At 76.6% G+C, this 25,884-nt stretch carries 2 protein-coding genes; both read left to right on the top strand.

Features of this window, described 5'->3' with window-relative positions; genetic code table 11:
- Positions 1-10 precede the first annotated feature (10 nt).
- On the top strand, positions 11-14,572 hold the full coding sequence (locus ACGFIR_RS16615) for a type I polyketide synthase (RefSeq protein ID WP_393145787.1): 14,562 nt from the start codon (positions 11-13) through the stop codon (positions 14,570-14,572).
- Positions 14,573-14,613: 41 nt separating this feature from the next.
- On the top strand, positions 14,614-25,842 hold the full coding sequence (locus tag ACGFIR_RS16610) for a type I polyketide synthase (RefSeq protein ID WP_393145785.1): 11,229 nt from the start codon (positions 14,614-14,616) through the stop codon (positions 25,840-25,842).
- The last annotated feature ends 42 nt before the right edge of the window (positions 25,843-25,884 follow it).

The following is a 25,884-nucleotide window of genomic DNA, read 5'->3' as shown; positions in this document are numbered from 1 at the left end:
GAGCGTCCCGATGCCCACTGAGGCAGAGTTCCTCGACTACCTCCGGCGTGCGACTGCCGACCTGCGCGACGCGCGCCGGCGGGTGCGCGAGGTGGAGGCCAAGGACCGCGAGCCGATGGCCGTCATCGGGATGGCGTGCCGGTTCCCGGGCGGGGTGTCCAGCCCGGCGGAGCTGTGGGACCTCGTCGACCGGGGCGGCGACGGGGTGGGCGACTTCCCGAGCGACCGGGGCTGGGACCTGGAGCGGCTCTTCCACGTCGACCCGGACAACCCGGGCACGTCGACCAGCAACCAGGGCGGATTCCTCTACGACGCGCCGCAGTTCGACCCGGGCTTCTTCGGCATCAGCCCGCGTGAGGCCCTGGCGATGGACCCGCACCAGCGGCTGCTGCTGGAGACCTCCTGGGAGGCGTTCGAGCACGCCGGCATCGACCCGCAGGCGTTGCGCGGCAGCCGGACCGGTGTCTTCGCCGGCGTCATGTACCACGACTACGCGTCGCGGGTGCTGGACCTGCCCGACGGCGTCGAGGGCTACATCGGCACCGGCAACTCCGGCAGCGTGGTGTCCGGGCGGGTGGCGTACACCTTCGGGCTGGAGGGCCCGGCCGTCACCGTGGACACGGCGTGCTCGTCGTCGCTGGTCGCCGTGCACCTCGCGACGCAGGCGCTGCGCCAGCGGGACTGCGACTTCGCCCTCGCCGGCGGCGTGACCGTCATGTCCACCCCGGGCACCTTCGCCGACTTCTCCCGCCAGCGGGGCCTGGCCTCCGACGGCCGCTGCAAGTCGTTCGCCGCCGCCGCCGACGGCACCGGCTGGTCCGAGGGAGTCGGGGTGCTGCTGTTGCAGCGGCTCTCCGACGCCCGCCGCGACGGCCGGCGCATCCTCGCCGTGGTCCGGGGCAGCGCCGTCAACCAGGACGGCGCCAGCAGCGGGCTCACCGCCCCCAACGGCCCGTCGCAGGAGCGGGTGATCCGGCAGGCCCTCGCCAACGCCCGGCTCTCGCCGGCCGACGTCGACGTGGTCGAGGCGCACGGCACCGGCACCACCCTCGGCGACCCGATCGAGGCGCAGGCGCTGCTGGCCACGTACGGGCAGGACCGGGGCGACGGCGGGCCGCTCTGGCTGGGCTCGGTCAAGTCGAACCTGGGCCACACCCAGGCCGCCGCAGGCGCCGCCGGCCTGATCAAGATGATCGAGGCGATCCGCCACCGCACCATGCCCGCCACCCTGCACGTCGACGAGCCGTCGCCGCACATCGACTGGTCCGCCGGGCAGGTCTCGCTGCTGACCGAGGCGCGGGCGTGGTCGGCCAGCGACCGGCCGCGCCGCGCCGCCGTGTCGTCGTTCGGCATCAGCGGTACGAACGCACACGTCATCCTGGAGGAGGCGCCCGTCGACGACGCCCCGTCCACGGAGGAGGCCCCGTCCGCCGCCGCCGCGCCGGTGGCGCTCCCGCTCGCCCCGGTCTTCCTCTCCGCCCGTACGCCCGAGGCGCTCGCCGGGCAGGCCGGCCGCTGGGCCGACCACCTCGCCCGCGTCGACTCCCCGCGCCCGGTGGACGTCGCGGCCTCCTCGGTCAACCGCGCGGGGCTGGAACACCGCGCGGTGGTCCTGGCCGGCGACGCGGACGACCTGCTCGCCGGGCTGCGGGCCCTCGCCGCCGGCGAGCCGAACGGCACCGTCACCACCGGGACGTCGGCGCCGCGCGGACGGGTGGCCTTCCTCTTCTCCGGTCAGGGCGCGCAGCGCGCCGGCATGGGGCGCGAGCTGTACGCGGCCTTCCCGGTCTTCGCCGCCGCCCTGGACGAGGCGTGCGGGCACCTGGACCCGCTGCTGCCGCGCCCGCTGCGCGAGGTGCTGTTCGCCGGGGCGGGCACGCCCGAGGCGGAGCTGCTGGACCAGACGGTCTTCACCCAGGCGGGCCTGTTCGCCGTCGAGGTGGCGCTGTTCCGCCTCGTCGAGTCGTTCGGTGTCGCGCCGGACCTGGTGGCCGGGCACTCCATCGGCGAGATCGCGGCGGCACACGTGGCGGGCGTGCTCTCCCTGGCCGACGCGTGCGCGCTGGTCGCCGCGCGGGGCCGGCTCATGCAGGCGTTGCCGGCCGGCGGCGGCATGCTCGCCGTCGCCGCCGACGAGGCAGCAGTCGCCGCCTCCCTCGCCGGGCTGCCCGGCCGGCTGGACGTGGCCGCCGTCAACGGACCCGCCGCCGTGGTGGTGGCCGGTGACGTCGAGGCCCTCGACGAGGTGCAGCGGGTGTGGTCCGAGCGGGGCGTGCAGACCCGCCGGCTACGGGTCAGCCACGCCTTCCACAGCGCCCGGATGGACCCGATGCTCGCCGAGTTCGGGGCCGTCGCCGGCAAGCTGACGTTCCGGCCGCCGACGATCCCGGTGGTGTCGAACCTGACCGGCCGCGTCGCCGACGCCGACCAGCTCTGCGACCCGGGCTACTGGGTGCGGCACGTACGCGGCACGGTCCGCTTCGCCGACGCCGTCGACTGCCTGCGCGCCGAGGAGGTCGACACCTACCTGGAGGTGGGACCGAACGGCGTCCTGACCGCCATGGCGCAGAACTGCCTCGCCGAACGGGCGGAGAACGAGCCGGCGCCCCTGCTGGTGCCGGCGTCGCGCCACGACCGGCCCGAGCCGCAGGCCCTCCTGGAGGCCCTCGCGCTGCTGCACGTGCACGGCCGCACCGTCGGCTGGGCGGACCTGCTCCGCCGGGCCGGCGGCCGGCACCTGGACCTGCCGACGTACGCCTTCCAGCACCAGCGCTTCTGGCTGGAGCCGGCGGGCCGGTGGACGGACGTCTCCGGGGCGGGTCTCGGGGCGGCCGGGCACCCGCTGCTCGGCGCGGCCGTCTCCGTGGCCGGCGAGGACATGGTGGTGCTGACCGGCCGCCTCGCCACGTCGACGCACGCCTGGCTGGCCGACCACTCCGTCTCCGGCGTGGTGATCGTGCCCGGTGCCGCCCTCGTGGAGCTGGCGGTGCGGGCGGGCGACGAGGTGGGTGCGTCGCGGGTGCGGGAGTTGACCGTCGCCGCGCCGCTGGTGCTGCCGCCGGCCGGCGCGGTGCGGGTGCAGGTACGCGTCGGCGCCGCCGACGAGGCGGGCGTGCGGTCGGTGACCGTGCACTCGCAGCCCGAGGAGGCCGTCGACCCCGAGTGGGTCCGCCACGCGGAGGGTGTGCTGGAGCCGGCGACGGCCGACGAGCCGGGCGTGGGGGAGTGGCCGCCGGTCGACGCCGTCGAGGTGGACGTCACCGGTTGGTACCCGGCGCTGGCCGAGCGCGGCCTGTCGTACGGGCCGGTGTTCCAGGGGCTGCGTCGGGTGTGGACGGCCGGTGGCGACGAGGTGTTCGCCGAGGTGGCCCTGCCGGACGAGGTGGCGGGCGACGCGGCGGGATTCGGGGTGCACCCGGCGCTGCTGGACGCCGCTCTGCACCCGATCGGGTTGCTGCCCGGTTCGGAGGGCTCGGGTGGGCCTCGGGTGCCGTTCGCGTTCGAGGGTGTGCAGGTGTACGCCTCGGGTGCGCGGGTGCTGCGGGTGCGGTTGTCGCGTGCGGGCTCGGCGGTGCGGTTGGTGGCGTGCGACGAGTCGGGTGCGGCCGTGGTGTCGGTGGACTCCCTGGCCCTGCGCGAGCTGACCGGGGTGTCGTCGTCCCCGGACGAGGCGACCCGGTCGCTGTTCGAGGTCACCTGGCAGGCCCAGGAGGTCGCCCCGGCCGGGGACGCCTCCGGGTGGGCGCTCGTGGGCGCGCCGGTCGGCGTCGACCTGCCGGCGTACGCCGACGTCGCGGCGGTCACCGCAGCGGTCGCCGGCCCGTCGGACGTGGCGCCGCGCCTGCTACTGGTGCCGGCGGGCGGCCTGTGCCGACCCGGCCACGTCGAGGGCGCGGACCGCCACGACACCGACCCCGACACGGTACGCGCGGCGACGTCGCACGTGCTGGCGACGGTGCAGTCCTGGCTGGCCGCGGACGCGTTGGCGGATTCGCGGCTCGTGGTGATGACCCGGGGCGCGGTCTCGGTGGCGGCGGACGACCAGGTGTCCGACCTGGCTGCTGCGGCGGTGTGGGGTATGCTGCGTTCGGCGCAGTCGGAGCACCCGGGCCGCATCGTCCTGGCGGACGTCGACGGCGACGTGGACGCCGGGCTGCTGGGCATGCTGGCGGCGGTGGCGGACGAGCCGGTGGCGTTCGGCGGTCAGGTCGCCGTGCGTGCGGGCGGGGTGTTCGTGCCGCGTCTGGTGCGCGCGGTCGCCCCGGCGTCGGCGGACGCCGCCGTGGTGGGTGACGGCGCGGTGCTGGTCACCGGCGGTACGGGTGCGCTCGGTGCGTTGGTGGCGGAGCATCTGGTGTCGGTGCACGGGGTGCGGTCGCTGGTGCTCGTGTCGCGGCGTGGTCCGGAGGCCGCCGGTGCGGGCGAGCTGTCGGAGCGGCTGTCGGCGTTGGGTGCGTTGGTGCGGGTCGTCGCGTGTGACGTGACGGACCGGGACCAGGTGTTCGGCTTGGTGGCCGAGGTCGCCGCCGGGGAACGCCTGGCGGGTGTGGTGCACACCGCCGGTGTCCTGGACGACGGGGTCGTGGAGGGGCTGACGGCCGAGCGGCTGGCCGGGGTGTTGGCGCCGAAGGTGTCGGCGGGTTGGCTGTTGCACGAGGCGACGGCGTCGCTGGACCTTGACTTGTTCGTGGTGTTCTCGTCGGTGGCGGGTGTGCTCGGCTCGCCGGGCCAGTCGGCGTACGCGGCGGGCAACGCCTTCCTCGACGCCCTGGCGGCGTACCGGCGGCAGCTGGGTCTGCCGGCCGTCAGCCTGGCGTGGGGCATGTGGGACACCCCCGGCATGGGCGCGTCCCTCGACGACGCGGACCGGGCGCGCTCGACCCGGGGCGGCATCACCGCGATGAGCGCCGAGACCGGGCTGCGCCTGTTCGACGCGGCGCTGACCGCGGACCGCCCGGCCCTGGTGCCCGCCGTCATCGACCTGGCCGCCCTCCGGGCCGCGGCCGGGGCCGGCCTGGTGCCGCCGGTGCTCCGCAACCTGGTGGGCACGACCACGACCCGCCGCCAGGCGGGACAGGGCACCACCTGGGCGACCCGCGTCGGCGGCCTGAGCGCGGACGAGGCACGGGCCCAGATCGACCTGCTGGTGCGCGGCCTCGTCGCGCAGGTGCTCGGGCACGGCGGCGCGGAAGCCGTGCCGGCCGACCGGGCGTTCCGGGAGCTGGGCTTCGACTCGCTGACCGCCGTCGACCTGCGCAACCGCGTGAACGCGGCCACCGGACTGCGGCTGCCCTCGACGCTGGTCTTCGACTACCCGACGCCGCAGGCGCTCGCCGCCCACGTACACGCCGAACTGGCTGGCGCCGCCGCTGGCCCCGCCGCGCCCGGGGCGCGGACCACCACCCGGGTCGACGAGCCGCTCGCCATCGTCGGCATGGCCTGCCGCTACCCGGGCGGCATCGAGACGCCCGACCAGCTGTGGGCGCTGCTGGCCGCCGGCGGCGAGGGGATCGGGGAGTTCCCCACCGACCGCGGCTGGGACCTGGAGAGCCTCTTCGACCCCGACCCCGACCACCCCGGGACGTCGTACACCCGGCACGGCGGTTTCCTGTACGACGCCGGAGCGTTCGACCCCGCGTTCTTCGGCATCTCGCCGCGTGAGGCGCTCGCGATGGATCCGCAGCAGCGGTTGCTGCTGGAGGCGTCGTGGGAGTCGTTCGAGTCTGCGGGTCTGGACCCGTCGCGGCTGCGGGGCAGCCGGACGGGTGTCTTCGCCGGCGTCATGTACCACGACTACGCCTCCCGCCTCATGGAGCTGGCCGACGAGGTCGAGGGCTACGTCGGTACCGGCAACTCGGGCAGCGTGCTGTCCGGTCGGGTCGCGTACACGTTCGGGCTCGAAGGCCCGGCGGTCACCGTCGACACGGCCTGCTCGTCCAGCCTCGTCGCGCTGCACCTGGCCGCGCAGGCGCTGCGTAGCGGCGAGTGCGACCTCGCCCTGGCCGGTGGCGTGACCGTGATGGCGACGCCGGGGACGTTCATCGAGTTCTCGCGTCAGCGGGGCCTGTCGACCGACGGCCGGTGCAAGTCGTTCGCGGCGTCCGCCGACGGCACCGGCTGGTCCGAAGGCGTCGGGGTGCTCCTGGTGCAGCGGCTCTCGGACGCGCAGCGGGAGGGCCGGCGGATCCACGCCGTCCTGCGCGGCACTGCCGTCAACCAGGACGGCGCGTCCAACGGCCTGACCGCCCCGAACGGCCCGTCGCAGCAGCGCGTGATCCACCAGGCTCTCGCCAACGCCCGGCTCACTCCGGCCGACGTGGACGCCGTGGAGGCGCACGGCACCGGCACGACCCTCGGTGACCCGATCGAGGCGCAAGCCCTGCTGGCGACGTACGGGCAGGAGCGTCCGCAGGACCGGCCGCTGCTGTTGGGCTCGATCAAGTCGAACATCGGCCACACCCAGGCCGCCGCCGGTGTGGCTGGTGTGATCAAGATGGTGCTGGCGATGCGGCACGGCCTGGTCCCGCCGACCCTGCACGTGGACGAGCCGTCCCCGCACGTCGACTGGACCTCCGGGGCGGTCGCCCTCGCCACCGAACCCACCCCGTGGCCGGCCGTGGACCGGCCCCGTCGGGCGGCGGTGTCGTCGTTCGGGATCTCCGGCACGAACGCGCACGTGATCATCGAGCAGCCACCCGCCGAGGCGGTCGACGCGCGGCCCGCCGACCGGCCGCGCGCCGACGTCGTACCCCTGGTGCTCTCCGCCGTGGACGCCCCGGCACTGCGCGACCAGGCGGCCCGGCTGGGCGCGCACCTGGCGGCGCACCCGGAGCTGGCGCCGGCCGACGTCGCGCACGCCCTGGCCACCACCCGGGCCGCGTTCGGGCACCGCGCCGTCGTGCTCGGCCGCGACACCGTCGGCCTGACGCGGGCCCTGGAGTCGTTGCACCTCGGCGACGCCACCGCCGACACGGTCACCGGCATCGCGCTGCGCGGCGGGGACCCGGTCCTCGTCTTCCCCGGCCACGGCGACCCGTGGCCCGCCGCCACCGTCGAGTTGCTGGACCGGGCGCCGGAGTTCGCCGCCGGGATCGCCGCCTGCGAGGCGGCCCTCGCGCCCCACGTGGACTGGTCTCTCCCCGCCGTGCTGCGCGGCGCGGACGGCGCCCCGACCCCGGCCGACCCCGGGGTGGCGCAGGCCGTCCGGTGGGCCGTGGCGGTCTCGCTGGGCCGCTGGTGGCGCTCGCTCAGCGTACGGCCCGCCGCCGTGCTCGGCCACGCCCACGGCGAGGTCGCGGCCGCCTGCGTGGCCGGCGCGCTGTCGCTGGAGGACGCGGCGAAGACGATCGCCCTCGGGGCCGGAGCCGACCCGGACGCGCTGGCCGGGATCACCCTCCGGGCGGCCGAGGTGCCGCTGTACTCGGCGGCGACCGGCGGTCCGGTCGACACCGACGGCCTCGACGCCGCCCGGTGGTACCGAGGGCTGGCCGACGGCGTCGACGCCGACCCGGTCGTACGCGCCCTGCTCGACGCGGGCCACCGGGTCCTCGTCGAGGCCGCCCCCGAGCCCGTGCTCGACGCCGGGATGCGGGAGATCGCGGTCGCCGACGACGCCGTCGTGGTGGCCGCCGCCGACACCGGGGCCGGCGGTTGGCATCGGATGCTGACGCTCCTCGCCGGGCTCCACGTGCACGGCGTGCCCGTGGACTGGACGGCGATCCTGGGCGCCCGCACCGGCCCGCCGGTCGACCTGCCCACGTACGCCTTCCAGCGCCAGCGCTACTGGCCGCAGGCACCGGTGGCGACCGGGCCCACCCCCGCCGGCTCCGACGAGGCGGACCGGCACTTCTGGGAGGCCGTGGAACGGGCCGACCCGCAGGCGCTGGCCGCCGCGATGCGGATCGACGAGACCACGGCCCGTTCCCTCGACCCCGCGCTGCCGCTGCTCTCCTCGTGGCGCCGGCGTCGCCGCGACGAGTCCACCGTGGACTCGTGGCGGTACCGGGTGACCTGGAAGCCGGTGACCGTCGCGCCGGAGGCCACCCTCTCCGGCACCTGGTTGCTGGTCGTGCCGACGGCCGCCGCCGAGCACCCCCTGGTCGACGGCGTCGCCCGGGCGCTGGGCGAGGGCGGGGCCGAGGTCGTCCGGATCGACGCGACGGAGCCGGACCGGCAGGCGCTGGCCGACCGGCTCGCGCGTACCGGTGGACCCGTCGCCGGCGTGCTCTCCCTGCTCGGCCTGGACGACGCGCCGCACCCGGCCCACCCGGTCGTCCCGGCGGGCCTCGCCGGCACGTACGCCCTGGTCCAGGCCCTCGGCGACGCGGGCGTCACCGCCCCGCTGTGGTGCGCCACCGCCGGCGCGGTCTCCACCGGCCGGGCCGACCCGCTCGACCGCCCCCGCCAGGCGATGCTCTGGGGGCTCGGCCGGGTGGTCGCCCTCGAACACCCGGACCGCTGGGGCGGCCTGCTGGACCTGCCCACCGAGCTGGACCCCCGGGACCGGGCCCGGCTCGTGGCGGTGCTGGCCGGCGTCGACGCGGAGGACCAGCTGGCGCTGCGCCCCTCCGGGGTGTTCGCCCGGCGACTGGTCCGGGCCCGCGCCGAGCGCACCGCGACGCAGGACTGGCGTCCCGCCAGCGGCGCCGTCCTGGTCACCGGCGGCCTCGGGTCGATCGGCGCCCAGGTGGCGCGCTGGCTGGCCCGCGAGGGCGTCGGCGAGCTGGTGCTCACCGGCCGCCAGGGTCCCGCCACGCCCGGCGCCGACGCGCTGGCGGACGAACTGCGCGCCGCCGGCGCCACCGTCACCGTGGCCGCCTGCGACGTCGCCGACCCCGCCGCCGTGCGGGCCCTCGTCGAGCGGTTGGCCGGGCAGGGCACCCGCATCGGGGCCGTGTTCCACACCGCCGGCGTCGCCCACGCCGCGCCGGTCGCGGCCACCGACGTGGCCGACCTCGCCGACGCCCTGCGGGCCAAGGTGGCCGGCGCGGTGAACCTCGACGAGCTGTGCGGCGACGAGCTGTCGGCGTTCGTGCTCTTCTCCTCCGGCGCGGGCGTCTGGGGCGGCGGGCACCAGGGCGGTTACGCCGCCGCGAACGCCTTCCTCGACGCGCTCGCCGAGGACCGGCGACGGCGCGGCCGGGCCGCCACCGCCATCGCCTGGGGCGCCTGGGACGGCGGCGGCATGGTCGACGCCGAGGGCGCCGCCGACCAGATGTTCCGCTCGGGCGTCCGGGCCATGCGCCCCGACCTGGCGGTCTCCGTACTGGCCGAGGCGCTCGATCACGGCGACACCACGCTCACCGTGGCCGACATCGCCTGGGACCGGTTCCTGCAGACCTACACGCTGGCCCGCCCCCGGCCTCTGATCGCCGACGTACCCGAGGTGGCGCGACTGCTCGCCGCCGGGCAACGCGACGGCGACACGCCCGACGCGGCCTCCCCGCTGCGCGGCCGGCTGGCCGGCCTCGCCGCACCGGAACGCCGCCGGGTCCTGCTCGACCTCGTACGCGTCCACGCGGCGGCGGTGCTGCGGCTGGCCTCGCCCCAGGCGCTCGCGGCGGACCGGTCGTTCCGGGAGATCGGCTTCGACTCGCTCAGCGCCGTCGAGATGCGCAACCGCCTCGCCGAGGCGGTGGGGCTGAACCTGCCGGCGACCCTGGTGTTCGACCGCCCGACGCCCGACGCCCTCGCCGAGCACCTGGCGAGCCGGCTCACCGGCGACGACACCCCGGCGGCAGCGCCCGTGCGGGCGGCCACCGTGCTGGACGAGCCGATCGCCATCGTCTCGATGAGCTGCCGCTACCCCGGCGGTGTCACCGACCCCGAGGACCTGTGGCGACTCGTCGCCGAGGGGCGCGACGGGATCGCGGAGTTCCCCACCGACCGGGGCTGGGACCTGGCCGCCATCTACGACCCCGACCCCGACCGGCCCGGCACCTCGTACGTGCGGGAGGGCGGCTTCCTCAACGACGCCGCCGGCTTCGACGCCGCCCTGTTCGGCATCTCCCCGCGCGAGGCGATGGTGATGGACCCGCAGCAGCGGGTGCTGCTGGAGAGCGCCTGGGAGCTGTTCGAGCGCGCCGGCACCGCGCCGGCCGACATGCGGGAGACCAACACCGGCGTCTTCGTCGGCACCAACGGCCAGGACTACGCGACGCTGCTCATGGCCGCCCGCGTCGAGACCGAGGGCTACCAGGCCACCGGCAACGTCGCCGCCGTCATCAGCGGGCGGCTGGCGTACCACTTCGGGTTGCAGGGCCCCGCCGTCAGCGTCGACACCGCCTGCTCGTCGTCGCTGGTGGCGCTGCACCTGGCCTGCCAGTCCCTGCGGCAGGGCGAGTGCGACGTCGCGGTGGCCGGCGGCGTGACGGTGATGGCCACCCCCGGCCCGTTCCTGGAGTTCGCGCGGCAGCGCGGGCTGGCCCTCGACGGCCGGTGCAAGTCGTTCGCCGCCGCCGCCGACGGCACCGGCTGGGGCGAGGGCGTGGGCCTGGTGCTGTTGCAGCGGCTCTCCGACGCCCAGCGCGACGGCCGGCGGATCCTCGCCGTCGTACGCGGCTCGGCGATGAACCAGGACGGCGCCAGCAACGGCCTGACCGCGCCCAACGGGCCCGCCCAGGAGCGGGTCATCAGCCAGGCGCTGGCCAACGCGCGGCTGACCGCCGCCGACGTCGACGCCGTCGACGGGCACGGCACCGGCACCCGGCTCGGCGACCCGATCGAGGCGCAGGCGCTGCTGGCCACGTACGGGCGGGCCCGTCCCGCCGACCGGCCGCTCTGGCTCGGCTCCGTCAAGTCGAACATCGGGCACACCCAGGCCGCCGCGGGCGTCTCCGGCGTGATCAAGATGGTGATGGCGCTCCAGCACGACCTGCTGCCGCCCACCCTGCACGTGGACGAGCCGTCGCCGCACGTGGACTGGTCGGCGGGCGCCGTCGCGCTGCTGACCGAGGCACAGCCGTGGCCGGACGTGGACCGGCCGCGTCGGGCCGGCGTGTCGTCGTTCGGGGTCAGCGGCACCAACGTGCACGTCATCCTCGAACAGGCGCCCGCCGCGCCGCCGGCCGACACCGGGCCGGCCCGCCCGGCCGACGGGCCGCCGATCCTGCCGTGGGTCGTCTCGGCCGACGGCGCCGACAGCCTGCGGGCCCAGGCGGCACGGCTGGCCGAGTGGCTGCCGGGCAGCGGGACGCCCGCCGCCGACGTGGCCCGGGCACTGGCCACCGGACGTTCCCCGCTGCGGCACCGCGCGGTGCTGCTCGCCGCCGACTCCGACGCCGCCCTCGCCGGGCTGCGGGCACTGGCCGCCGGGCAGGAACACCCCGCGCTCACCCGGGGCGTCGCCGAGCCCGGCGGCGCGCTGGCGGCGCTCTTCTCCGGCCAGGGCGCCCAGCACGCCGGAATGGGCCGCCGCCTCTACGAGACGTTCCCCGTCTTCGCGGCGGCGGTCGACGAGGCGTGCCAGCATCTGGACGCGTACCTGCCGCAGCCGCTGCGCACGGTGCTGTTCGCCGAGCCCGGCACCGCCGAGGCCGACCTGCTCGACCAGACGGTCTTCACCCAGGCCGGGCTCTTCGCCGTCGAGGTGGCGCTGTTCCGGCTGCTCGAACACTGGGGGATCCGGCCCGACTTCGTGGCCGGCCACTCCGTGGGCGAGATCAGCGCGGCCCACGTCGCCGGGGTGCTCGACCTGCCCGACGCCTGCGCGCTCGTCGGCAACCGGGGCCGGCTGATGCAGGCCCTGCCCGCCGGCGGCGGGATGCTCGCCGTCGCCGCGCCCGAGGTCGACGTGCTGCGGGCCCTGTCCGGCACGCCGGGGCAGGCCGCCGTCGCCGCCGTGAACGGGCCGGCCGCCGTCGTCGTCGCCGGCGCGCAGGACGCGCTGACCGAACTGGCCGCCCACTTCGCCGAACTCGGCGTACGCACCAAGCGGCTGCGCGTCAGCCACGCCTTCCACAGCCCGCTGATGGAGCCGATGCTCGCCGAGTTCGCGGCCGTGGCGGCGACCCTGTCGTACGCCCCGCCGACGGTGCCGCTGGTGTCGAACCTGACCGGCGCGGTCGTCGACGCCGAGCAGCTCTGCACCCCCGACTACTGGGTACGCCACGTCCGCGAGGCGGTCCGCTTCGCCGACACCGTCACCCACCTGCACGCCCACGGGGTGACCCGGTTCCTGGAGGTCGGACCGGACACCGTGCTGACCGCCCTGACCGCCGACGCGCTGCCGGTGGACGCCCCGGTCGTCGTGACGGGCGTGCAGCGGCCCGGCCAGGACGAGGTGGCCACCCTGCTCGGCGCGGTGGCCCGGCTGCACTGCCACGGAGTGCCCGTACGCTTCCCGGCGCTGCTTCCCGGCGCCGGACTCGTGGACCTGCCCACGTACGCGTTCGCCCACCAGCGGTTCTGGCCGACCCTCGACGCGGCGCCGGCGGGCACCCCCGCCACCGTCCACGACGACGTCGACTCGGCGTTCTGGCGGGCCGTGGCGTCCGGCGACGGCGACGAACTCGCCGGCCGGCTCGGCCTCGACGCGGACCGGCCCCTGCGGGAGCTGCTGCCGGACCTGGACCGGTGGCGGCGCCAGCAGCAGGAGGACACCCTCGCCGGCGGCTGGCGCTACCGGATCACCTGGCGGCCGGAGGCGCTCACCGCGGGCGCCGTCGACGGCACCTGGACCCTGGTGCACAGCGGCACGGACCAGCCGGTCGTCGACCGGCTCGCCGAACTCGCCGCCGCCCGGGGCGCCACCGTGCGGCAACTCGCCGTCGACCCGGCCACGACCGACCGGAGCACGCTCGCCGCGCAGCTCGCCGGCGCCGCGCCCACCCGGATCGTGTCGCTGCTCGCCCTCGACGAGCGGGCGCACCCCGACAGCCCGGCCGTGCCCCTTGGCCTGACCGCGAACCTCGCCCTGGTGCAGGCGGTCACGGACGCCCTGCCCCCGGTGCCGCTGTGGCTGCTCACCCGGCAGGCCGTCGCCACCGGCGCCGACGACCCCGTCGCCCGCCCCGCCCAGGCCACCACGTGGGGCCTCGGCCTGGTGACCGCGCTGGAACACCCCCGGCACTGGGGTGGCCTGCTGGACCTGCCCGCCACGGTGGACACCGCCGCCGCCGAGCACGTCCTGGCGGCCCTCACCGCCGCCGGGCACGAGGACCAGCTCGCGGTACGCGACTCCGGGACGTACCTGCGTCGGCTGGAGCGCGCGCCCCGCGCCGAGGCGCCCGCCGGCTGGCAGCCGCCGGACACCGTCCTGGTCACCGGCGGCACCGGCGCCGTCGGCCGGTACGCCGCCAGCTGGTTCGCCCGGCACGGCGCGCGGCGACTGCTGCTGGTCAGCCGGCGCGGCACGGCCGCCCCCGGGGCCGACGAGGCGGTGGCGGAACTGGCCGTGCTCGGCGCCGAGGCCCGGGTGCTGGCCTGCGACCTGGCCGACCGGGACGCGGTCGCGGACCTGGTCCGCGACCTGCGCGCCGACGGCGAGACCGTGCAGGCCGTGGTGCACGCCGCCGGGGTGGGCCGGCTGAACCCGGTCGCCGCGGTGACCGAGGCGGAACTCGCCGACGTCGTGTCCGGCAAGATCGCCGGCGCCCGGTACCTCGACGAGTTCCTCGACCCGGAGCCGCTCGACCTGGTCGTGCACTTCTCCTCCATCGCCGCCGTCTGGGGCGTCGGCGACCACGGGGCGTACGCCGCCGGCAACGCCTTCCTGGACGCCTGGGCGCAGTCCCGGCCGGACGGACGGGCCCGGCACCTCTCGGTGAACTGGGGACCGTGGGCCGGCGGCGGCATGGTGACCGACGCGCACGCGGCGGCCATGAGCCGGCGCGGGGTGTCCCTGCTCGACCGGGAGCCGGCGATGGCCGCCCTGCGCGCCGGCCTCGACGGCGACGACACCGCCCTCACCGTCGCCGACATCGACTGGGACCGCTTCGCGCCGGTGTTCGCCTCCGCCCGGCCCCGGCCGTTGATCAGCGACATCGCCGAGGTGGCCGCCCAGGCCGCGGCGGCGCGCGCCGACGCCGAGGACGGCGACCAGGTCGCCGGCGAACTGCGCAAGCGGCTCGGCGAGCTGTCGCAGGCCGAACAGGTGCGGCTGCTGGTCGACCTCATCCGCACCGCCGCGGGCGAGGTCATCGGCCACGACAGCCCGTACGCCGTGGAGGCCGGACGTCCCTTCCGGGACCTCGGCTTCGACTCGCTCACCGCCGTGGAGCTGCGGGGCCGGCTGGCCCGCTCGACCGGGCTGAGCCTGCCCAGCTCGGTGGTGTTCGACCACCCGACCCCGCAGGCGCTGGCCGAGCACCTGCGGGCCGAACTGCTCGACGAGGCGTCGGTGGAGGCGCTGCCCACCCTCGCGGAGCTGGACCAGTTGGAGAGCGCCCTCGCGCTGCGCGACCCGGACGACATCGGCCGGGTGCGGATCACGATGCGGCTGCACAGCCTGCTCGAACGGCTCGGCACCGCCGAGGAACGCCGGGAGGACACCGCCGAGGTGGCCGACCGGCTGCGGGCGGCCAGCAACCAGGAGCTGTTCGACCTCATCGACCAGGACCTCGGGCTCTCCTGAGCCGCCCGGGGACCTGTGGTGTCACGAGAAAGCGAGATGTCATGGCGGACGAAGAGCGGCTGCGCGAGTACCTGACGCGGGTCGTCGCCGAGCTGCAGCAGACCCGCCAACGGCTGCGCGAGGTCACCGCCGAGGAGTCCGAGCCGGTGGCGATCGTGGCGATGAGCTGCCGCTACCCGGGCGGCATCACCTCGCCCGAGGAGCTCTGGGAGTTCGTCTCGTCCGGCGGGGACGCCATCGGCGACTTCCCCACCGACCGGGGCTGGGACCTGGACCGGCTCTACCACGCCGATCCGGACAACGCCGGCACCTCGTACACCACCTCCGGCGGGTTCCTGCGCGACGCCGGGCACTTCGACGCGGCCCTGTTCGGCATCTCGCCGCGCGAGGCGGTCGCCATGGACCCGCAGCAGCGGCTGCTGCTGGAGGTCACCTGGGAGCTGTTCGAGCGGGCCGGCATCGCCCCGCTGTCGCTGCGCGGCAGCCGCTCCGGCGTCTTCGTCGGCACCTCCGGGCAGGACTACGCCGCCGTGCTGCACCGGGCGCCCGGCGTCGAGGGGTACGTGCTGACCGGCACCGCCGCCAGCGTCGTCTCCGGCCGGCTGGCGTACACGTTCGGGCTGGAGGGCCCGTCGGTCACCGTGGACACCGCCTGCTCGTCGGCGTCGGTCGCCATCCACCTCGCCTGCCAGGCGCTGCGCCAGCGGGAGTGCGGGCTCGCCCTGGCCGGCGGCGCGACCGTGCTGGCCACCCCCGGCCCGTTCGTCGAGTTCTCCCGGCAGCGGGGCCTGGCCGCCGACGGCCGGTGCAAGTCGTTCGCCGCCTCCGCAGACGGCACCGGCTGGTCCGAGGGCGTCGGCATGCTGCTGCTGGAACGGCTCAGCGACGCCCGCCGCAACGGCCACCCCGTACTGGGCGTCATCCGCAGTTCGGCGGTCAACTCCGACGGCGCGTCCAACGGGCTCACCGCCCCCAACGGCCCGTCCCAGCAGCGGGTCATCCGGCAGGCCCTGGCCGGCGCGAAGCTCACCCCCGACCTGGTCGACGTGGTGGAGGCACACGGCACCGGCACCACCCTCGGCGACCCGATCGAGGCCCAGGCGCTGCTCGCCACCTACGGCCGGGAACGGGGCGACGCCGCGCCGCTGCTGCTCGGCTCGATCAAGTCGAACATCGGTCACACCCAGGCCGCCGCCGGCATCGCCGGGGTGATCAAGATGGTGCTGGCGATGCGGCACGGCGTCGTGCCGGCCACCCTGCACGTCGACGAGCCCACCCCGCACGTGGACTGGGCCGCCGGCGCGGTCACCCTCGTCACCGAGGCCACGCCGTGGCCGGCCGTGGACCGCCCGCGCCGGGCCGCCGTCTCGTCGTTCGGGATGAGCGGCACCAACACCCACCTCATCCTCGAACAGCCCGAGCCGGCCGGCGTCGAGAACGACCGTCCGGAGGTGCCCGCGCCCGCGCCGGTGCTGCTCACCGGCCGTACCCGCACCGCGCTGCGCCGCCAGGCCGAGCGCTGGTCGCGGCACGTCGCCGACGACGCGCACCTGCGGCCGGCCGACGTCGCCTGGACCTCGGCGGTCTCCCGCTCGCCCCTGGAACACCGGGCGGTCGTCCTCGCCGACGACCGCGACGGCCTGCTCGCCGCCCTGCACGCCCTCGCCGACGACCGGCCCGCCCCCGGCCTGGTCACCGGCGCCGCCGCCGAACGCGGCGGGGTCGCGTTCCTCTTCTCCGGCCAGGGCGCCCAGCGCGCCGGCGCCGGCCGGGACCTGTACGAGGCGTACCCCGTCTACGCCGAGGCGCTCGACGAGGTCTGCGCCCACCTCGACCACCGGCTGCCCCGGCCGCTGAAGCCGCTGCTGCACGCCGAGCCCGGCACCGCCGAGGCCGCACTGCTCGACCAGACCGTCTTCACCCAGGCCGCGCTGTTCGCCGTCGAGGTGGCGCTGCACCGGCTGCTCGGCTCCTGGGGGCTGGCCCCCGACCTGGTCGCCGGGCACTCCGTCGGTGAGTTGACCGCCGCCCACGTGGCCGGCGTGCTCAGCCTCGACGACGCGTGCGCCCTCGTCGCCGCCCGGGGCCGGCTCATGCAGGCCCTGCCCGCCGGCGGCGCGATGCTCGCCGTCGCCGCCGACGAGGCCCGGGTCGCCGAGTCGATCGCCGCGCTGACCGACCGGGTCGCCGTCGCCGCCGTCAACGGCCCCGACGCCGTCGTCGTCTCCGGCGACGGCACGGCCATCGACGAGCTGGCCGAACTCTGGACCGGCCGGGGGGTGAAGGTGCGGCGGCTGCGGGTCAGTCACGCCTTCCACAGCCCGCTCATGGAGCCGATGCTCGCCGAGTTCGCCGCCGTCGCCGCCGGCCTCGACCTGCGCGCCCCGACCCTGCCGGTGGTGTCCAACCTGACCGGTGAGCTGGCCGACCCCGCGCAGCTCACCGACCCGGACTACTGGGTGCGCCACGTCCGGGGGGCGGTCCGCTTCGCCGACGGCGTACGGACCCTGCGCGCCCAGGGCGTCGGCACCTTCGTGGAGGTCGGCCCCGACGCCGTCCTCACCGCCAGCGTTCAGGCGACCCTCGCCGAGGCCGAGGCCGGCGACGCCGCCCCCGCCGTGGTGGTGCCGGTGCTGCGCCGGGACCGCCCGGACCGCCGTACCCTGCTCGCCGCCCTCGCCCAGCTCCACGTCGCCGGTACGCCGCCGCGCTGGGCGGACGTCCTCGCCGACCGGCCCGGCCAGCTCGTCGACCTGCCCACGTACCCGTTCGAGCGGCAGCACTACTGGGTGCCGGCCGAGGCGCCCGCCGACGACACCACGACGGGCGGGGCCGGCGCGCTCGACCGGCGGTTCTGGGCGGCCGTCGAACGCGCCGACCTCGACGCGCTGCGCGACACCCTCGCCGTCACCGACACCGCCGCCGCCGAGTCGCTGCGTACCCTGCTGCCCGTCCTCGCCGACTGGCGGCGGCAGCGGCAGGAACACTCCGTCCTCGACGGCTGGCGGTACCGGGAAGAGTGGCAGGTGACCCCAGAGCCCGCCCCGGCGCGGCTGGCCGGCACCTGGCTGCTGGCGCTGCCCGCCGGCGGCGTCGACGACCCGGCGGCGCGGACCGTCCGGGCCGCGCTGACCGGCGCCGGCGCCGACGTGCAGCCGCTGACCGTCGAGCCGGACGCCGACCGGGCGGCCCTCGCGGCGACCCTCGCCGGTACCGACCTCGCCGGGATCGTCTCCCTGCTCGCCGCGGAACCGCCCACCGCCGACGGCACCGTCCTGCCCGGCCTGACCGCCACCCTCGCCCTCGTGCAGGCGCTCGGCGACGCCGGCGTGGCCGCGCCGCTGTGGCTGGTCACCCGGGGCGCGGTCGCCGCCGCCTCGTACGACCGGCTCGTCGACCCGGCGCAGGCCGCGATCTGGGGCCTCGGCCGGGTCGTCGGCGTCGAGGCGCCGCACCGCTGGGGCGGTCTGGTCGACCTGCCACCGGACCCCGACGAGCGGGCCGCCACCCGGCTCGCCGCGATCCTCACCGACTCGACCGGCGAGGACCAGCTCGCGGTACGCGGCCCCGGCGTCTTCGCCCGCCGCCTCGTCCGCGCCGCCCTCGGCGACCGCCCCCCGGCGCGCCGGTTCACGCCCACCGGGACGGCCCTGATCACCGGCGGCACCGGCGGGCTCGGGGCCCGCGCCGCCCGCTGGCTCGCCGCCGCCGGAGCCGAACACGTCGTGCTGGTCAGCCGGCGCGGCCCCGACGCCCCCGGCGCGGCCGAACTGGAGGCCGAGCTGACCGGCCTCGGGGCCCGGGTCACCGTCGCCGCCTGCGACATCGCCGACCGGGCCGCCCTCGCCGACCTGCTCGACCGGGTCGAGGCCGCCGGCCCGCCGGTGCGTACCGTCGTGCACACCGCCGGCATCGCGCAGGCCACCCCGCTGGCGGACGTCACCCCGGCCGAGTTGGCCGAGGTCACCGCCGGCAAGACCGCCGGCGCCACCCACCTCGCCGATCTGCTCGCCGACCGGGAACTGGACGCCTTCGTCGTCTACTCGTCCATCGCCGCCACCTGGGGCAGCGGCGGGCAGGCCGGGTACGCGGCCGGCAACGCCTACCTGGACGCGCTGGTTCGCCAGCGTCGGGCCGACGGCCGGGCCGGCACCGCCATCGCCTGGGGCCCCTGGGCCGACGGTGGCATGCACGCCGCCGACGCCGAACGGAACCTGCGCCGCCGGGGCCTGCCCGCCATGGACCCGGCCGTCGCCATGGGCGCGTTGCAACAGGCCCTCGACCACGACGACGTCACCGTGACGGTGGCCGACGTGGACTGGGCCCGGTTCGCCCCCGCGTACGCCTCCGCCCGCCGCCGGCCGCTGCTGGAGGGCGTACCGGAGGCGCGGGCCGCCCTCGACGGCGGCGCCACGGTCGACGACGGCGACGACGGCCCGGCGGCGACCCTGCGCCGCCGCCTCGCCGCACTGACCCCGGCCCGGCAGGAGGAGAGCGTCGCCGACCTGGTCCGCGAACTCGCCGCCGACGTGCTCGGCCACGACGGCGGGGCCGCCGCCGTCCCGGCGACCACGGCGTTCCGCGACCTCGGCTTCGACTCGCTGACCGCCGTGGAGCTGCGCAACCGGCTTGCCGCCGCCACCGGGCAGGCGCTGCCCACCACCCTGGTCTTCGACCACCCCACCCCGGTCGTGCTGGCCCGGTTCCTGCTCGCCGGCCTCTTCGGCGCCGACGCCGGGGCGGCTCCCGTCGCCGCCCCGGCAACCGTGGACGACGACGAGCCGGTGGCCATCGTCGCCATGGCCTGCCGCTACCCCGGCGGCGTCGACGACCCCGAGCGGCTGTGGCGCCTCGTCGCCGACGGCGTCGACGCGATCGGCGACTTCCCGACCGACCGGGGCTGGGACCTCGACCGGCTCTACGACCCCGACCCGGCCAACCCCGGCACGACGTACGCCGACAAGGGCGGCTTCCTGCACGCGGCGGGCGAGTTCGACCCGGGCTTCTTCGGGATCTCGCCGCGCGAGGCGTCGGCGATGGATCCGCAGCAGCGGTTGCTGCTGGAGGTTTCGTGGGAGGCGGTCGAGCGGGCAGGGGTTGAGCCTGGGGTCCTTCGGGGTTCGCGAACAGGGGTGTTCGTGGGCACGAATGGTCAGGACTATGGGGCACTGCTGATGGCTGCGGGGGAGCAGGCCGAAGGGTTCGGGGCCACGGGGAACGCCGCGAGTGTGGTGTCGGGTCGGGTGGCGTACGCGTTGGGGTTGGAGGGGCCGGCGGTGTCGGTGGACACGGCGTGTTCGTCGTCGTTGGTGGCGTTGCACCTGGCGGTGCAGTCGCTGCGGCGTGGCGAGTGCGACCTGGCCCTCGCCGGCGGCGTCACGGTCATGGCCACCCCCGCCACCTTCTTCGAGTTCTCCCGGCAGCGGGGCCTCGCGGCCGACGGCCGGTGCAAGGCGTTCGCGGCGGCCGCCGACGGCACCGGTTGGGGCGAGGGCGTCGGCATGCTGCTCGTGGAGCGGCTGTCGGACGCCCGGCGCAACGGTCACCGGGTGCTGGCGGTGGTGCGTGGGTCGGCGGTCAACCAGGACGGCGCCTCCAACGGGCTGACGGCGCCGAACGGTCCGTCGCAGCAGCGGGTGATCCGGCAGGCCCTCGCCGGTGCCCGGCTGGGCAGCGCCGACGTGGACGTGGTGGAGGCGCACGGTACGGGCACCACGCTGGGTGACCCGATCGAGGCGCAGGCCCTGCTGGCGACGTACGGGCAGGGCCGCGAGGGACACGAGCCGCTGCTGCTGGGCTCGATCAAGTCGAACATCGGCCACACCCAGGCCGCCTCGGGCGTCGCCGGTGTGATCAAGATGGTGCTGGCGATGCGCGAGGGCGTGGTCCCCGCGACGCTGCACGTGGACGAGCCGTCGCCGCACATCGACTGGTCCGCCGGCGCGGTCGAGTTGGCGACGGAGTCGCGGTCGTGGCCGGCGGTGGACCGGCCGCGCCGGGCGGCGGTGTCGTCGTTCGGTATGTCCGGCACGAACGCCCACGTGATCATCGAACAGGCCGACGAGCTGTCCGAGGCCGCCGCTCCGGTCGGGCACGGTCCGGGCCTGGTGGCCTCGGATGTCGTGGTGTGGCCGGTGTCGGCGCGGTCGAAGGGCGCGCTCGCGGGGCAGGCGGCCCGGCTCGCGGACTTCCTGCGCGAGCGCGGCGACGGCGGCGCCGGTCACCTCCAGCGGGCCGCCGGAGCCGTGGTGGATGCGGCGGCGGTGGGCTGGTCCCTCGCCGCCACCCGGTCGACGTTCGACCAGCGGGCGGCCGTCGTCGGGTCGAGCACGGAGGAGTTGCTGGCGGGGCTGGATGCTCTGGCGTCGGGGTCGCCGGCCGGCAACGTGGTCGCCGGTACGGCGTCGTCGCACGGTGCGGGTGCGGTGTTCGTGTTCCCGGGTCAGGGTGCGCAGTCGGCGCGGATGGCGGCTGGCCTGGTGGGTCGTGCGCCGGTGTTCGACGCGCGGTTGGCGGAGTGTCAGCGGGCCCTTGCGCCGTACCTGGACGTGGATCTCGTGTCGGTGTTGACGGGTGATGACGAGTCGTGGTTGGAGCGGGTCGAGGTCGTGCAGCCGGTGCTGTGGGCCGTCGGCGTCGCTCTCGCGGCGGTGTGGCAGCACGTCGGGGTCACTCCGGCTGTGGTGGTCGGTCACTCGCAGGGTGAGATCGGTGCGGCGTGTGTGGCGGGGATCCTCAGCTTGGAGGACGCGGCGAAGGCCGTGGCGTTGCGGTCGCGGGCGCTGACGGTGCTGCGGGGTACCGGCACGATGGCGTCGGTGGACCTGTCGGCCGAGTCGGTCGCCGAGCGGTTGTCGGCGTTCCCCGGGGTGGGTGTCGCGGCCGTGAATGGCCCGTCGACTGTGGTGGTGTCGGGTCCGCCGCAGCCGGTCGCCGACCTGGTGGAGGCGTGCCAGGCCGACGGGGTGCGCGCCCGACTGATTCCGGTGGACTACGCGTCGCACTCGGCGGCGGTGCAGGAGGTCGCCGAGCAGTTGCGCGCCGACCTGGCCGACGTGACCCCGCGACAGGGGCACACCCGGCTCGTGTCGACGTTGACCGGGGACTGGGTGGACCCGTCCTCGATGACGGCGGACTACTGGTACGACAACCTGCGGCAGACCGTCCAGTTCGACGCGGCGGTGCGGGTGGCCGTCGCCGCCGGGCACACGACGTTCGTGGAGATCTCCCCGCATCCGGTGTTGACGATGCCGGTCACGGCGATTCTCGACGACGCCGGTGTCACCGGGCACACCCTGGGCAGCCTGCGGCGGGGCGACGACGATCCGACGCGGCTGTTGACGAACCTCGCGACCGCCCACACGATCGGCCTGCCCGTCGACCTGACGGCCGTCCTCGCCGAGGCGGACACCGTGGCACTGCCCACGTACGCCTTCGAACGGGGACGTTTCTGGCTGGACGCGCCCGCGCACCGCGTACGCGACGTCGGCTCCGCCGGCCTCCAGGACACCGGTCACCCGCTGCTCAGCGCGGCCGTACCCGTCGCCGACGACCGGACGGTGGTGCTCACCGGGCGGCTGTCGGTGCGTACCCACCCGTGGCTGGCCGACCACGCCGTCGGCGGGGCGGTGATCGTCCCCGGCACCGGGCTGGTCGACATGGTGGTCCGGGCCGGCGACGAGGTCGACGCCGGCCAGGTGGGCGACCTGACGTTGATCAACCCGCTGGTGCTCCCGCCGGCCGGCGCGGTGCAGGTGCAGGTACGCGTGGGCCCGCCCGGCGACACCGGCGAGCGGAGCGTCACCGTGCACTCCCGCCCCGAGGAGGACGCCGACGCCGAGTGGACCCGGCACGCCGAGGGCCTCCTGCTGCCGCAGCTGCCCGCCCCGGTCGCCGTACCGGGGCAGTGGCCGCCGGCCGACGCCGTCGAGGTCGACGCCGACCTGGACGCCTGGTACGCGCAGATGGCCGAGGGCGGTCTCGGCTACGGCCCCGCCTTCCAGGGGCTGCGCCGGGTGTGGCGTGGCGACGGCGAGGTCTACGCCGAGGTGGCCCTCCCCGAGGAGGCGAGCGCCGACGCGTCCCGCTTCGGGCTGCACCCGGCCCTGTTCGACGCGGCCCTGCAGGCCAGCGGGGTCACCGCCCTGCTCGGCGCCCCGGCGGACACCTCCGGCGCGGGCTGGATGCCGTTCGCCTTCCGTTCGGTCGCCCTGCACGCCCACGGCGCCACCCGGCTGCGGGCGCGGCTGCGCCCGCTCGGCCCGGACACCGTCGCGGTCACCCTCGCCGACACCGCCGGCCAGCCGGTCGCGACCGTCGAGTCGCTGACGTTCCGCCCGGTCGCCGCGGGGCGGGCCGACGAGGCCGCCGCCCTGCGCCGCAGCTCGGTGTTCCACCTGGACTGGACGCCGCTGCCGGGCACCGACGCGGCGGCGGGGGAGACGACCCGCTGGGCGCTGCTCGGCGACGACACCCTCGGCCTCGCCGGGGCGCTCGCCGCCGCCGGGCACCCGGTGCGGGCCCACGCCGACCTGGCGGCACTGGTCGTGGCGGTCGAGGAGTCCGGGGACGTACCCGACGTGGTGCTGGACCTGCGCTCCGGCGCGGAGTCGGACCCGCGGCGGGCCGGCGAGGCCGCGCACGACGCGGCCCGCGACGCGCTCGCGCTGGTGCAGCAGTGGTTGGGCGAGCCCCGGCTGGAGCGGTCCCGGCTGGTGCTGCACACCCGGGGCGCGGTCGGCGCGGCCCCGGGCGAGGCCCCGCGCGACCTGGCCCGGGCGAGCCTGTGGGGGCTGGTGCGCTCCGCGCAGTCCGAGCACCCCGGCCGGTTCACGCTGCTCGACACCGACGACGCCGCCGCCTCCCTGGCGGCGGTCCCGGCGGCCGTCGCCTCCGGCGAGCCGCAGCTCGCGCTCCGCGACGGCGTGCCGCTGGTGCCCCGGCTGGCCCGGGCGCGCGAGGCCGGCGTGCTGCCGCTGCCCGCCGACGAGGTGCCCTGGCGTCTCGACGTCACCGAGAAGGGCACGCTGGAGAACCTCGCCCTGCTGCCCGCCCCCCGCACGACCGGGGAGCTGCCGGCGGGTCACGTCCTGGTCGGGATGCGCGCCTCCGGGCTGAACTTCCGCGACGTGGTGCTGGCCCTCGGCATGGTCCCCGACCAGGAGGTGCTGGGCAACGAGGGCGCCGGTGTGGTGCTCGGCGTGGGACCGGGGGTCACCGACCTAGCCCCCGGCGACCGGGTCATGGGCATCTTCTCCGGTTCGTTCTCCTCGGCGGCGGTCACCGACCGCCGGCTGGTCACCCGCATCCCCGACGGTTGGTCGTACACCGACGCCGCCGCCGTGCCCGTGGTCTTCCTGACCGCCTGGTACGGGCTGGTGGAGCTGGCCCGGCTGCGCGCCGGGGAGTCCGTGCTCGTGCACGCGGCGGCCGGTGGCGTCGGCATGGCCGCCGTGCAGATTGCCCGCCACCTTGGCGCGGAGGTCTACGGCACGGCCAGCCCCGGCAAGTGGCCGGCGCTGCGCGCCACCGGCTTCGACGAGGCGCACCTCGCCTCCTCCCGCAGCCTCGACTTCGCCGACGAGTTCGCCCACCGCACCGGCGGGCGGGGCGTCGACGTGGTGCTCAACGCGCTGCGCGGCGAGTACGTCGACGCGTCGCTGCGGCTGCTCGCCGACGGCGGCCGGTTCGTCGAGATGGGCAAGACCGACAAGCGGGACCCGCGGCGGGTCGCCGCCGACCACCCCGGCGTCAGCTACCAGGTCTTCGACCTCATCGAGGCCGGCCCGGAGAAGATCGGCGCGATGCTGGGCGAGCTGATGGCGCTCTTCGCCGCCGGCGCGCTGCGGCCCCTGCCCCGGCGTACGTGGGACGTCCGGCGCGCCCCCGAGGCGTTCCGCTTCCTCAGCCAGGCCCGGCACGTCGGCAAGCTCGCCCTGAGCGTCCCGCAGGCGCCCCGGCTCGACGGCACGGTCCTCGTCTCCGGGGCGACCGGCACCCTCGGCGCGCTGCTCTGCCGGCACCTGGTCACCGCGCACGGCGCCCGGCAGCTGCTGCTGGTCAGCCGGCGCGGCCCGGACGCCGAGGGCGCCGACGACCTGCTCGCCGACCTCAAGGCGCTCGGCGCGGACGTGTCGATCGTCGCCGCCGACCTGGCCGACCCGGACGCCGTGGCGGACGTGCTGTCCATGGTGGACCGGCGGCACCCGCTGCGCGCCGTCGTGCACGCCGCCGGCGTCCTCGACGACGCCACCGTCGAGTCGCTCACCCCCGACCGCCTCGACGCGGTGCTGCGGCCCAAGGTCGACGTGGCCTGGAACCTGCACCGGGCCACCCTCGGCCACGACCTGAGCGCGTTCGTGCTCTTCTCGGCCGCCGCGGGCGTGTTCGGCGGCCCGGGCCAGGGCAACTACGCCGCCGGCAACGCGTTCCTCGACGCCCTCGCCGAGCATCGGCGGGCCCTCGGCCTGCCGGCGGTCGCGCTGGCGTGGGGCCGCTGGGCGCAGGCCAGCGGCATGACGGGACACCTCGACTCGGCCGACATCCGCCGGCTCGACCGGGGCGGCATGGCCGCCCTGTCCGACGACGAGGGGCTCGCCCTGTTCGACGCGGTCTGGCGCTCGGAGCGGGCGACCCTCATGCCCGCCAAGATCGTCACCGGTGTGGCCGCGCCCGGGTCACCCGTCCACCCGCTGCTGACCAACCTGGTCCGCCCCGCCGGCCGCCGGGCCGCGGCCGGCGAGGCCGCCGACGGGCAGGCGTACGCCGAGACGCTGCGCGCCCTGCCCGACGACAAGCGGGTACGTGCCCTGCGCGACCTGGTGCTGTCGCACGTGGCGGTCGTCCTCGGTCACGGCGATCCGGCCGGCATCGAGCCGACCCGCGCGTTCCGGGAACTCGGCTTCGACTCGCTCACCGCCGTCGAGCTGCGCAACCGGCTCGGCGCGGCCACCGGGCTACGGCTGCCGGCGACGCTGGTCTTCGACAACCCGACGCCCGAGGCACTCGCCGCCCACCTGGCCGGTCAGTTCGCCCCGGCGACCCCGCAGGGCGACGCGTCGACGGCGGGCCGGGAACTGGACCGGCTGGAGGCGGTGCTCGGCGGGCTCAACCCGACCGACGACGAGTTCCGCCGGATCACCGACCGGCTGCACGGCCTGCTGGGCCGGCTGACCGAGCGGCAGGCGGACGCGGACGGCGACGACGACCTGGAGTCGGCCACCGCCGAGAACATCTTCGACCTGATCGACCGCGAGCTGGAGACGTCGTGACCACCAGCCGCAACGACATCGGCATGCCGAGTGAGGTAGGTC

Origin of the sequence: Micromonospora sp. NPDC049051, assembly GCF_043197575.1 — a bacterium.
Taxonomy (GTDB): domain Bacteria; phylum Actinomycetota; class Actinomycetes; order Mycobacteriales; family Micromonosporaceae; genus Micromonospora.
The sequence above is the reverse complement of the archived record's forward strand: the minus strand, read 5'-3'. Positions and strand labels throughout refer to the sequence as shown.

Excerpts from the sequence above, each read along its gene's own strand:
- ACGFIR_RS16610 (WP_393145785.1), top strand. The coding sequence starts at position 14,614 with ATGGCGGACGAAGAGCGGCTGCGCGAGTACCTGACGCGGGTCGTCGCC.
- ACGFIR_RS16615 (WP_393145787.1), top strand. The coding sequence starts at position 11 with ATGCCCACTGAGGCAGAGTTCCTCGACTACCTCCGGCGTGCGACTGCC.